The sequence below is a fragment of the Acidobacteriota bacterium genome (assembly GCA_003225175.1).
Taxonomy (GTDB): Bacteria; Acidobacteriota; Terriglobia; order Terriglobales; family Acidobacteriaceae; genus Gp1-AA112.
Window position 1 is genome coordinate 63,824 of record QIBA01000032.1, and the last position, 11,985, is coordinate 75,808.

General features: G+C 54.8%; 10 protein-coding genes. 9 read left to right on the top strand and 1 reads right to left on the bottom strand.

Translation table 11 applies throughout. The features are described from left to right. Positions 1–17 precede the first annotated feature (17 nt). The 4 genes from DMG62_04020 to ypdA all read left to right on the top strand — a co-directional run bounded on the left by DMG62_04020 (position 18) and on the right by ypdA (position 5,871). Positions 18–974, top strand: a complete 957-nt coding sequence (locus tag DMG62_04020) for a pyridoxal-5'-phosphate-dependent protein subunit beta (GenBank protein PYY24182.1) — start codon at positions 18–20, stop codon at positions 972–974. After that, entirely contained in the window at positions 974–3,166 is a 2,193-nt protein-coding gene (locus tag DMG62_04025) for a hypothetical protein (protein PYY24183.1), read from the top strand. Before DMG62_04020 ends, DMG62_04025 begins: the two co-directional genes overlap by 1 nt. A gap of 4 nt (positions 3,167–3,170) precedes the next feature. Continuing rightward, positions 3,171–4,751, top strand: coding sequence for an enterochelin esterase (locus DMG62_04030; protein ID PYY24184.1), 1,581 nt, complete (start codon positions 3,171–3,173; stop codon positions 4,749–4,751). A 106-nt stretch (positions 4,752–4,857) separates the two neighbouring features. Beyond that, positions 4,858–5,871, top strand: a complete 1,014-nt coding sequence (gene ypdA, locus DMG62_04035) for a YpdA family putative bacillithiol disulfide reductase (protein ID PYY24185.1) — start codon at positions 4,858–4,860, stop codon at positions 5,869–5,871. A 14-nt stretch (positions 5,872–5,885) separates the two neighbouring features. On the opposite strand, the gene DMG62_04040 is transcribed toward ypdA, so the two are convergent. Then, a complete protein-coding gene (locus DMG62_04040; protein ID PYY24186.1) occupies positions 5,886–6,170 on the bottom strand; it encodes a hypothetical protein in 285 nt (94 codons plus the stop codon). Positions 6,171–6,394: 224 nt separating this feature from the next. On the opposite strand from DMG62_04040, the gene DMG62_04045 reads away from it, so the two are divergent. From DMG62_04045 to DMG62_04065, 5 genes are all read left to right on the top strand, one after another. Next, positions 6,395–6,973, top strand: coding sequence for a hypothetical protein (locus DMG62_04045; protein PYY24187.1), 579 nt, complete (start codon positions 6,395–6,397; stop codon positions 6,971–6,973). A gap of 301 nt (positions 6,974–7,274) precedes the next feature. Continuing rightward, the gene (locus DMG62_04050; GenBank protein PYY24188.1) at positions 7,275–8,531 is read left to right on the top strand and encodes a group 1 glycosyl transferase; all 1,257 of its coding nucleotides are present in this window, start codon (positions 7,275–7,277) and stop codon (positions 8,529–8,531) included. Positions 8,532–8,538: 7 nt separating this feature from the next. Beyond that, the gene (locus DMG62_04055; protein PYY24189.1) at positions 8,539–9,345 is read left to right on the top strand and encodes a glycosyl transferase; all 807 of its coding nucleotides are present in this window, start codon (positions 8,539–8,541) and stop codon (positions 9,343–9,345) included. Between the two features lie 407 nt (positions 9,346–9,752). After that, a complete protein-coding gene (locus tag DMG62_04060) occupies positions 9,753–11,120 on the top strand; it encodes an ethanolamine ammonia lyase large subunit (GenBank protein ID PYY24190.1) in 1,368 nt (455 codons plus the stop codon). Positions 11,121–11,127: 7 nt separating this feature from the next. Beyond that, positions 11,128–11,898 carry an ethanolamine ammonia-lyase gene (locus DMG62_04065; protein ID PYY24321.1) on the top strand — a complete coding sequence of 257 codons (771 nt, stop codon included), beginning with the start codon at positions 11,128–11,130 and terminating at the stop codon, positions 11,896–11,898. The last annotated feature ends 87 nt before the right edge of the window (positions 11,899–11,985 follow it).

The following is an 11,985-nucleotide window of genomic DNA, read 5'->3' on the forward strand; positions in this document are numbered from 1 at the left end:
CACAATCACTTGAACTAATGATCTCCTTTCAGGACGTTCAGGAAGCCCGCGAGCGCATCTCGAAATATGTAAGGCGCACTCCCACGGTCCGCAACCGCACCTTGAGCGAGATGCTTGGCACGAATCTTTATCTCAAATTGGAGCTGTTTCAGACCACTGGTGCATTCAAAATTCGCGGAGCATTCAATAAGATTCTTTCCGAACTCGAGCACGCGCGGCGCGCTGGGGTTGTAGCTGTCAGCGGCGGAAATCATGCGCAGGCAGTGGCGTACGCCGGCCAGGTGCTTGGGTGCCGCAGCGTAGTGCTCACACATCGCAGCACGCCTCGCAACTACATCGAAGCGACACGCGGATACGGAGCTGAGGTCATTCAGCTCGAAGACATCTCCGAAGCCTTCGCCAAGGCCCACGACTATCAAGACCAGGGAATGCTTTTCGTCCATCCATTCGACGATCCGTTGGTGATGGCGGGACAAGGAACGCTGGGCTTGGAGATCCTCGAAGATGTGCCTGAACTCACAGATGTGTTCGTGAGCATAGGGGGAGGCGGCCTGATGAGTGGGACCGCCGTGGCGATCCGTTCTCAGAAGAACGTCCGCTTTCGCGGCGTTGAGACAGAAGGCGCCGATGCTATGGCGCTGGCCCTGGCTGCTGGACATCCGATCGAGATTCGTCCAACTTCGATCGCAAAGACATTGGGAGCTCCCTCAGTCTCTTTCCACACTCTGGCAATGGCTAAGGAGCATCTTCTCAGCGTGACGGTTATTTCGGACAAGGAGGCGGTTGAAGCCCTCGAAGTCCTATTGGAACGTGCCAAGGTCCTCACCGAGCCCGCTGCTTCGTGCACTCTTGCCGCCGCCTTGCGCCTGAGAGAGAGCTTTCGTCCTGACTCCCACGTTGTGTTGATTTTGTGCGGCGGGAATCTTGGCGTGGAGGACCTCTGCGAGTATCATGCAAGATTTCTGAAAAGCTGATGCCTGGAGACCACGTGAAAGCACTCAAATTTTGCTCCTTCTTTCTGCTGTTCGCTTCCGTCGCTGCTATTGCCCAGAGCTTCACGGTTGAACAAGTCATGAGCTCGCCGTTTCCTTCGCAGCTCACTTCCGCCCAAAGTGCCGAGATTGTGGGCTGGGTGTTCAACAACAAAGGGTCCGACAACGTCTGGATGGCAACCGCACCTGATTTCGTTGGGCGCCAGATCACGCACTACTCAGGAGATGACGGCCAGCGGATTGCGTCGCTGAAGATCACTCCGGATGGCCGAACCGTTCTCTACGCACGCGGTTCGGAGCTAAATAGAATCGGTCGATCGGCGAATCCGGTCAGTTTGCCGGCGCAACCAAAGCAACAGGTGTGGGCAGCAGAAGTAGACAAGGGTGAGCCGCGCCTGCTTGGCGACATGGGTTGTGAAGAGGAGGGCTGCGAAGACATCCAGATTTCTCCGGACGGAAAGTATGCCGTGTGGGAGACAAAGCATCAGCTATGGATGGCTCGTACTGACGCTCCAGCTGGCGCGACGGCTAAGCCATTGACCGATATTCGCGGTGAAATTTCGTGGCCGCAATGGTCGGCGGACGGCAGGCGCATCGCTTTCCGCGTTGATCGCACCTCGCATAGCTTGGTAGTTATTGGAGACATTTCCCCGAATCTCGATCAAGTGCTCTCATCAACCGAGCCTGCAGCAGACAAAAAAGCGGAGAAAAAAGAGCAGCCGCCGCTGCTGAGCGCCTTTCACTATCTTGCCCCGAGCTCCGAGCGCGATATGTTTCCGCGCTGGTCGCCCGACGGAAGGCAGATTGCTTTCATTCGCACCGGAGGTCAGGAGAACAAGCTGCCGCTGATTCCGATTCGTCCTAGACCGTGGTCGCTCTGGGTGGGTGATACGACCAGCTACACAGCACGTCAGATCTGGAGCAGCGGTCCGACTCTTCGTGATTCTCTTCCACCATTTGCTGGGGAGTCGCTGCAGTTTGCCGGAGATCGCATTGTCTTCGTCTCCGAGCAAACGAATCGTAATCATCTGTACTCCATTCCCATTTCGGGTGGACGGGCTGTCGAACTCACGCCGGGCGACTTTGACGTGGAGGATGTCACCCCCAATCCAGCAGGGCAAAACCTGATCGTTTATTCCTCGAACCAGGACGATGTTGATCGCCGCCACATCTGGAGTGTGGACGCGAAAGGCGGAGCGCCAAAGGCAATAACGAGAGGCGAGACCATCGAATGGGCTCCTACGGTGACATCGGGAGATCGCATTCTCTGTCTCGGCTCTGCTGCGACTACACCGGCTCTGCCATATCGCATCGGCAATTCGGGTCGGGAACTAACTGCAAAGGATGCGCTGCCGAAGGACTTTCCTTCAGCTCAACTGGTCGTTCCGAAGGAGGTGACGTTCAAGAGCAGCGATGGGCTCACGATCCACGGCCAGCTCTTTGTTCCTAAGAATCAGACAGGCAGAGGACCAGCGCTGATCTTTACTCATGGTGGCCCTCCCAGGCAGATGATGCTCGGGTTCCATTACATGTACTACTACCACAATGCATACGCCGAGAATCAGTATCTTGCCAACTTGGGATACACGGTCCTGTCCGTGAACTACCGGCTCGGCATTATGTATGGTCACGACTTTCGTCAGCCGCCGAACGCAGGCTGGCGCGGCGCTTCGGAATATAACGACGTGCTGGCAGGCGTGCATTATCTCGAAACCTTGCCTAATGTCGATCCACAACGGATCGGGTTGTGGGGCGGCTCGTATGGCGGATTTCTTACCGCGATGGGACTTGCCCGCAATTCCGACATTTTCAAAGCGGGAGTTGACTTCCACGGCGTACATGATTGGTCTGAGCTGCTTCCGCAGCGGCCACGGCTCTTCTCGGAAGAGGCTCCGGATGTGAAAGAGGCACTCCGGTTAGCCTTTTCATCCTCTCCCGATTCTTCAGTGAACAAATGGCGTTCTCCAGTTCTACTGATTCATGGGGACGACGACCGCAACGTTCCCTTCAACCAGACGACCGATCTCGTGCAGCGGCTGAAAAAGCAGGGCATTGAATACGAGGAGATCATCTATCCCGATGAGATTCACGACCTATTGCTGTGGAAGGATTGGGTGAACTCGTACAAACAGGCTGGTCGGTTCTTCGATCAAAAGCTAAAAGTGCAGAAATAGCTAGATGCATTCACTCAAAACTACGACAAGACTGATCCGGTGCCTTCCCGTCGTACTCGCAACACTGGTATCCGTTTTGACTTTTGGGCAGCGTCCAGCATCCACAACTGCGCGCAGGCCACAAGCGATCATGGTTCATGTGACTCTGGCTCCCGGAATGCCAAGTCCAATTTCGGGAAGACTGCTGATCTTTCTCACGAGCAAGAGGATTGATGGCGATGAAATCAAACCCGACGAGATCGATCCGCATGCGGTCTGGGTCGAAGCCGAAGAAGTTCATAACCTCGTTCCGGGCAAACCCTTGGACCTACGTTCCGATGCCGCAGCGTATCCCGACAGCTTCTCGCACTTGCCTTCCGGAGACTACGCGGCCATGGCGCTCCTGGATGTGAACCACAGCTATGCGTACAACGGAACTGCGGCGGGAGATCTCCGAGGTCCGGTAAAGCGAATCGGACACATTGTCGCGGGTAGGGGTGGGAGCATTAGTCTCGTTTTGGATTCAGTGGTACCGGACCTCAAGATCAATATTCCACAGTCAGTCGAGGTCATCAGTTTCACTAGCTCCTCACTGTCCATATTCTGGGGACGACGGATCCAGATGAATGCCGCAGTCGTGTTGCCGCCGAGCTACCGGAACAATCCCGACCGCCGCTATCCCACGATGTATTGGACCCATGGCTTTGGCGCAACGTTTCCAGCGATTGTGAATCGGGTGGCTGCGCGCTTTGCCGAGCAGGTGGCAGCTGGAACCCTGCCGGAGATGATTTATGTGCTGCTCGATGAGCATTGTCCCAGCGGCACACACGAATTTGCCGATTCGGCCAACAATGGGCCTTGGGGTGAGGCGTTAACCGAAGAATTGATTCCGTATTTGGAACAGAAATATCGCATGGACGCGAAGCCGAGCGGCCGTCTGCTGAACGGCCATTCCTCCGGCGGCTGGGCAGTGTTGTGGTTGCAGGTCGCCTATCCAGAATTTTTCGGAGGAACCTGGCCAACCGCGCCGGATCCCTCCGATTTTCACAGCTTCACCGGACCGAACCTTCTCGCTAATCCACCGCAAAACTTTTATCGAAACCCTTCTGGCTCGCCGTGGATGCTGGTGCGCATTAAAGGCAAAGACCAGGTTTCGCTTGAAGATTTTGCCCGCCAAGAAACTGTCTTCGGCGAGTACGGCGGACAGATGGCTTCTTTCGAGTGGGTCTTCAGTCCACGTGCAGACGATGGCAGACCGGAGCGTCTGTTTGATCGCGCAACCGGAAAAATCGATCCCGCTATCGCGAGTGCGTGGGAGAGGTATGACATCGCGACGATTATCCGCAACAATGCTGATCGGCTGCGCCCGCTGCTGCAGGACAAGATTCATCTGACTGTCGGCACGATTGACACTTATCATCTCGACGAGCCCGCGCGCTTGCTGGAGAAGACGCTGCGCGACGCAGGAATTCGCGCCCAATTCACGTACGTCGAGGGCCGGGATCACGGGAATCTTTATCAGGGAGGACTGCTGGCAAAGATCACACAGGAGATGATGCGCGTGGCACGCCCTCAGCAGGCGGCTTCTTCGCCTTCTGGAAAGTAATCGAAGACGTAGATCGATGCCTGCAACTCGCGCCTTTAATCAGAGCAGAGAATGCTCGGAGCAAAGTCTGTGACGTTTTCATCTATATTGAGTCGATAGAACTGCCATGAAGACCGCTGAGGGCGAAATCTTCGATCTTCTTGTGATCGGTGCCGGTCCTACAGGTATGGCCTGCGCGATTGAAGCTCAACGTGTGGGGATGCGTGCTGTTTTGGTGGACAAAGGATGTCTGGTGAACTCTCTCTTCCACTATCCCGCCAACATGACGTTCTTCACGACACCAGAATTGCTCGAGATCGGCGACATTCCATTCAGCAGCCCGAATCAGAAGCCGAATCGCAGCGAGGCGCTGGAGTACTATCGCAAAGTTGCGGAACATTACGCATTGGATGTCAGGCAGTACGAGCGGGTCGATCGTGTTGACGGCAGCGACGGCGATTTTCGCGTGCATACAACCGATCGCTTCGCGCACTGTCATCGTCATCGCTCGCAAAAACTCGTGGTCGCCACCGGCTACTACGATTTGCCGAATTACATGAACGTTCCGGGCGAGGACTTGGCCAAGGTAATGCACTACTACCGCGAGCCTCATCCGTACTACGACAACGATGTTTTAGTCATCGGCGGCAAGAATTCGGCCGCGATCTCGGGATTGGAATTGTGGCGTCATGGCGCTCGCGTCACGCTGGTACATCGCGGACCTGGGATGCACAAGAACGTGAAGTACTGGATTCTGCCGGATATCGAGAATCGAATTCGCAATCAGGAGATCACTGCGTTCTTTAATTCCCGAGTGCTCGAGATTGGGGAGCGTAGTGTGCTGGTGGAAGCACCAGCTGGCAAGATCGAGTTACCGAATGATTTCGTCTTTGCGCTGACTGGTTATCATCCCGATTTCGACTTCTTGAACGCGATTGGTATCGAACTCGGCGGTGGTGAGTGCCGGCCGGTGTGCGACACGGAAACGCTTGAATCCAATGTTCCTGGAATTTATCTTGCAGGCGTGATTGTCGCCGGCGCGCGCACGAGCGAGATCTTCATCGAGAACGGCCGGTTTCACGGCCGCCAGATTGCGGCCGATTTAGCGCGCAAATTATCCCCACAGGTTGCTCGCAAGTAGGTAACGAGGTGATTCTAAGCCTCAGGCTCTAAATATCTAAGTCCTGCGCCCGCCAGCTCACTCGCCTTCATTTCAATTTCATCGAATCGTAGATGTCCTTCACGGACCAGCTGATCGAAGTCCATTTCGAGTTCTGCGTCGGTAAGAGGAAGCGCTAACTTGTGGTAGAGCAATTCCCGGAGGTCCTCGTTACTCATGCTGCCCGCGAAGGAATTGCCGGCGAGATCTTCATAGCGAACCTGGTACACGTCAAAGCCACTGCCTGAAGCGTTCTTACGGATATCGAGTGTTCCATGCATGCCACACCCCATGCACTGGGATTAACCCAGAGCGCTACAAGGATTCCCGCTATTCTGAACGCTGTCAACTATCAACACGCCTCCAGCTACTCTCGTTGGCTGCCAACCTGGGCCCGGCGCTGCTCGTCTCATTTACTGTCTCTCCACAGTAGCCCTTTGGCATGTTTGAGTTGGCCGAGTGTGCCGCGTGGAGAACGAGAGACCTGCATTTTAGGGGGGATTCCATGAAAACACGAATCGCAATCATGCTGCTCGCGGTGGCCGCGTTGGGTTTGGCTCCGGCGCTCCGTGCGCAGGATCACGGTGAAATTGGTGTGTTCGGAGAAATGTTCCGAGCTTCGGCCAGCAGCCTCAATCTATATGGAGTGGGCGGAAGAGTTGGCTTGAACGTTCATCCCAACGTTGCTCTCGAGGCGGAAGGTTCCTATGATTTTTCGCAGAGCAACACAACGAGAGTAACGGATGTCAGCGGCAACACGAGTTTCTTCCGCTCGGATCTCCGTGCCACTCACTTTCAATTTGGACCAAAGTTCCAACTCGGTACGACTGGACCAGTTCGCGCCTTCCTTTTCGCTAAAGGAGGTTTTGTTCGATTCGGAGTAACTCCTGGACCAGTTACCTTCGGGACATTTCCTACTCGTCTCGAGAACACTGACCTGAACGGGACCTTCTATCCCGGGGGCGGAATTGAGTTTTTCCTGGGGCCTATCGGCATTCGAGCAGATGCCGGCGACGAGATTTATTTCGATCGCGGAGCGCAGAACAATCTGAAGATTACGTTTGGACCGTCGATTCGCTTTTGAGAGCTGTTTGGAAATGTCGGCAAGGCCGAAACTCTGGACAAGAGTTCGGCCTTTTTATTTTTCGCAGTAAGACACAGCATGTTGCACATCTAACTCTGTTATCGAACCAGTAACCAACGGGAGATCGCAAAAAGGTTGCCTCATCTAGGTCCAGCAGGCGTGTAAAGGCAGGTGAATCACGACATACAGCGGATGAAAATGTTATAAAGATTTTTTCTAAGCTGCTGCCAACACCTAAGCAGAGTGCCTCATCTGTAAACATATGATCCGCCGATAAGGATGTGGCGGATGGGCCCCGACGATGAAAGTTTGTTTAGTCACAGCTTTTCCTCCCAGCTCAGAAAGACTGAATGAGTACGGGTTTCATCTCGCAAAGGAAATCAAGAAGCGAGATCTCGTCAGTTTGACGATCCTCGCAGATCAGATGGACAGGCCCGCGGCCGAGCTTCCGGGCTTTGATGTTGACCGCAGCTGGAAATTTAATTCCGTCGCGACGCCGTTTGCTCTTTTGCGTGCCGCACGAAGGCACAGGCCCGACGTAGTCTGGTTCAACCTGGTGTTTTCGAGCTTTGGAGATAAGCCGATCCCAGCATTTTTGGGAATTTGTACCGCGCTGCTACTGCGGCTCTTCGGCTTTTACACACATATCACTCTGCATCACGTAATTGAATTCATCGATCTTTCGAACGGAACTCGATTCCCGAGGCTATACAAGCTGTTCGGAGCCATCGCGACGAAACTAATGTTGTTCTCGGGATCGTTGACTGTGTTGTTGCCGTCCTATCGCAAAGTGCTGCTCGAAAGCTACGGTGGGGAGTACGTGCATCTTCGCAAGCACGGAGTCTTTTCGGCAGCACCTAAGTTTCCGGACATCAGCAAACGAGGCAATCCCGAACATCGGATTCTGGCATTTGGAAAATGGGGGACCTATAAGCGTCCAGAAATTTTGATTGAAGCCTTTGCTCACATCGCCGACAAGTTTCCCAATGCGAAACTGGTGATCGCAGGTTCCAATCACCCGATGTGCCCTGGATACGTCGAATCGCTGCGCGAGCGCTGGCGCGATTGCCAGCGCATCGAGTTCCAGGGCTATATACCGGAGGAGGAGATCGGAAACATCTTCTCTTCAGCGACGGTTCTGGTATTGCCTTATACCTCCGCTGGCGGACCAAGCGGAGTTGCTCATCAGGCATGTGAGTTTGCAGTACCGATCATCGGATCGGATATTCCCGACTTCCGCGACATGGCGAATACAGAAGAGCTCGCCATGTTGTTCTACGAAACTGGAAACCCCGAAAGTCTGGCTCAAGTCCTGACTGATCTACTCGAGAATCCGACTCTGCAGCACGAGATGGCAGAGCAAAACTTCTCGGTAGCGGTACGAACGACGATGGAGAGAGTCGTGGGACAGTATCTCCACGCGTTCGCGAAGACTCTTGCATTGAAGCGACGGAATAAGATTTCAAAGCGTTCACCGGTACAGGCGTTCGATTACTGGCCGTCGGAACTGCCTCAAGCGACAGAAGCGGAACAACACTTCATTACGGTGAATTCTTAGGTGTCTCATGTATTCGCTCACAATTGTCATTCCCGCTTTCAATGAAGAGTCGCGCCTTGAAGCGACGCTGCACAAACTCGACGCATTCCTCAAGGCTGAGGACTGGAATGCAGAGCTCATCGTTGTCGATGACGGATCCACCGACCGAACCGCGCAGCTCGTAATGCGCCACATGCTTGAGAAACCTTACATGCGGCTCTTGCAGAACCACGTGAATCGCGGCAAGGGATTCAGCATCCGACGCGGAGTCGAAGCTGCGCTCGGAGATTTAATTCTTCTCACCGATGCGGATCTTTCTGTGCCGCTGAACGAAGCCCACAAGCTGCTCGATGCCATCAAAGAAGGCGCAGACATCGCGATTGGATCGCGAGGTGCGCAGGCTGGAGGAAGTGCGTTAGCTCCCTGGCATCGGCGCTTGTGCAGTGCAGGCTTTCGCATGCTCGTCCAATCCGTCCTCAGACTTCGGTTTGAGGACACGCAGTGCGGCTTCAAGGCTCTCAAACGCAAGGCAGCGCGGTTGATCTTCTCACGGCAGCGCATTGAACGTTGGGGCTTCGATCCTGAAGTGCTCATGCTCGCCGACAAGTTTTGCTTTATCGTGAAAGAGGTCGGGGTTGAGGTTATTCACGATGATCGCAGTCGACTGAACATTGTGAGCGATTCGTTCCGCATGTTTTGCGAGGTTCTGAAGATCCGTTACCACTTGTTATTTGGCGTGTACAACCATCCAACTCCGGCATATCAAGTCGTCTCCGCCCCCGCAGCAGTGGCGGGCGAGTCAATGGAAACTGCTCCATCGAAGCTGGCTGCATAGCCTAAGTACCTCAGGGATCCGCTCTTGCGGATCCCTTTCAAGGAAAAATCTGTGAAGCCGTTCGATAGACCTTGGCGTGTGCTTCTGCTGCCAGCTCCATGGGCAAGGAATATCCGCCGCCAAGAGTCCCTAGGGTGACCAACTTGATCGGAGTACAAAGAGTCAACACCAGACTGATACTTACCTGCAAGGAACCGATGTCCGTGAGCAAGTCGATGGCATGGACGTCGCAGTGATAGACACGCACACGAATTAGGGTACAGGGAACAGGGGCAGGGAACAGGCAAGGCACAGCAGGCGATGCAGGCACCGAACCCATGACTTTGTCAGAAGTCGCTCTGATGATTGCAAGGAACTGTTAGCGACGAACCCTGTTCCCTGCCCCTCTCCCCCTGTACCCTGTCGTTATGCGCTTTGCTGATCTTCGGGAGCTGTTTGCCAAAGCCAACGAGGTGAAGTCGGGGGATCAGCTCGCGGGCGTCGCGGCGCGATCAGAGCAGGAGCGGGTTGCAGCGAAGTGCGCGCTTGCCGACACTCTACTTGCCGAGATTTTTGCGAAGCCTCTCCTTGAAGACGAAGTCACGCGTCTGATTTATGACAACTTCGACGAAGCAGCCTTCGCACCGATCCGCAGTATGACGGTTGGCGCTTTCCGCGAGCACATATTGAGCGATCTAAATTCTGGCGAAGATCTCAAGTCGTTGGAGCCGGGACTCATTCCCGAGATGGCCGCCGCAGTCGCGAAGATCATGAGCAACAAAGACCTCGTGCTCGCCGCGTCCAAGATGCGCAATGTAACCCGTTGCCGGAATACTCTCGGCGAAACTGGAGTGCTTGCAATCCGCACGCAACCCAACCACCCTGCAGATGATATCGGCGGCATCCTGCTGGCAGCGTTCGAAGGTCTGCTCTACGGATGTGGGGACGCGGTGATCGGCGTCAATCCAGCGGCAGATTCCGTCGAGAGCGTCTCGGCGATACTGCACGGTTTACAACGTCTCGTGACTGCTTACGAGATACCAACACAAACCTGTTGTCTTGCTCACATCACAACACAACTCGCGGCAATGGAGCGTGGTGCTCCGGTTGATCTGCTCTTTCAGTCCGTGGCGGGCACGGAGGCTGCGAACCGCAGCTTCGGAATAAATCTATCCTTGCTACGCGAAGGTCACGAGCGAGTGCATGAGCACCATCGTGAGCGCAGCGACGTGCATTGGGTCGGCGAGAATGTAATGTATTTCGAGACCGGGCAAGGTAGCGCGCTATCTGCCGAGGCCCATAATGGGATCGATCAGCTGACTCTGGAAGCGCGTGCTTATGGTGTGGCGCGTGCATTCGCTCCGATGCTGGTGAACAGCGTTGTTGGGTTTATTGGTCCTGAATATCTCTTCGACGAAAGACAAATCATCCGTGCAGGGCTCGAAGATCACTTCATGGGCAAGCTCTTGGGGCTTCCTATGGGCTGCGATGTGTGCTACACCAACCACGCTGAAGCTGATCAGAATTCGGCCGACAACCTACTCGTGCTGCTCTCTGCTGCCGGATGCAACTACTTTATGGGAGTTCCATGCTCAGACGACGTAATGCTCAACTATCAATCGACGAGCTATCACGACGCGCTGGCGATGCGCCGTCTCTTCCATCTTCGTCCTGCTCCGGAATTTCTCGAATGGCTCGAGATTGAAGGCATGTATAGGAACTCGCAGCCGGCAATGCTCGAAAACACGCTCCGGCGCGAACTGATTGGCAAAGCAGAAGAGCTTCTGGGGAGCTGAGATCTTCATGGACAGCGATTTAGCGGTTCGTATCGTCGAGAAGATTCGCGCTCGCACTCCGGCGCGCTTGCTTGCCGGTCACAGCGGTGGCGGATATCGCACATCTACGCAGCTTGAGCTGCGCGCCGCGCATGCCGCAGCTCGCGACGCGGTTCGTACCGACTTTGATCTCCAACAGCACCTCGGCAAAGAACTCATCGAGGAGTTCGGAATCTTTGAGACTGTTACGCAAGCCCGCTCTAAAGACGAGTATTTACTGCGTCCCGATCTGGGACGTCGACTGTCGCTTGAGTCGCGGCAGAAGACTGGGGATTTGTGCGTTGCAGAACCTGACCTCCAGATCATCATTGGCGACGGACTCTCCACGACAGCGATCTCGGCGCAGGTTCCCTCTCTTCTGCCGCTCCTGATGCAAGGAGCGGTCGCACGTCGATGGAGTGTAGGCAGACTGTTCGCGATCCGCTTCTGCCGCGTTGGCGTCCTCAATGATGTTGGCGATCTGCTTCATCCAAGGCTAGCGGTGCTATTGATTGGAGAACGTCCTGGATTGGCAACCGCCGAGAGCATGTCAGCATACATGGCCTATCGTCCTCGATCAGGACACACCGATTCTGACCGAAACTTGATCTCTAATATTCACTCGCGAGGACTCCAGAGTGAAGAAGCAGCAGCTCGCATCCTGAACCTCGCAGCCAGAATAATGAATCTAGAAACCAGTGGTGTAAAAGTCAGGGAAGAGTTGTCGGAAAGGAGTTCTCCACAAAAACTGTCCTCCTGAAGTCAAGGGTTGCTTACGTGGTTCCGGCCGCCCTCGGCCGGTAGGCGGCTGGCGATCTCTATAGTGCTAAAACAATACGACTGGCTA

Bases quoted from the DNA above. Each gene is read 5' to 3' on its own strand.
- DMG62_04060 (PYY24190.1), top strand. From the start codon at position 9,753: ATGCGCTTTGCTGATCTTCGGGAGCTGTTTGCCAAAGCCAACGAGGTG.
- DMG62_04025 (PYY24183.1), top strand. From the start codon at position 974: ATGCCTGGAGACCACGTGAAAGCACTCAAATTTTGCTCCTTCTTTCTG.
- DMG62_04045 (PYY24187.1), top strand. From the start codon at position 6,395: ATGAAAACACGAATCGCAATCATGCTGCTCGCGGTGGCCGCGTTGGGT.
- DMG62_04030 (PYY24184.1), top strand. From the start codon at position 3,171: ATGCATTCACTCAAAACTACGACAAGACTGATCCGGTGCCTTCCCGTC.
- DMG62_04055 (PYY24189.1), top strand. From the start codon at position 8,539: ATGTATTCGCTCACAATTGTCATTCCCGCTTTCAATGAAGAGTCGCGC.
- DMG62_04040 (PYY24186.1), bottom strand. From the start codon at position 6,170: ATGCATGGAACACTCGATATCCGTAAGAACGCTTCAGGCAGTGGCTTT.
- DMG62_04065 (PYY24321.1), top strand. From the start codon at position 11,128: ATGGACAGCGATTTAGCGGTTCGTATCGTCGAGAAGATTCGCGCTCGC.
- ypdA (PYY24185.1), top strand. From the start codon at position 4,858: ATGAAGACCGCTGAGGGCGAAATCTTCGATCTTCTTGTGATCGGTGCC.
- DMG62_04020 (PYY24182.1), top strand. From the start codon at position 18: ATGATCTCCTTTCAGGACGTTCAGGAAGCCCGCGAGCGCATCTCGAAA.
- DMG62_04050 (PYY24188.1), top strand. From the start codon at position 7,275: ATGAAAGTTTGTTTAGTCACAGCTTTTCCTCCCAGCTCAGAAAGACTG.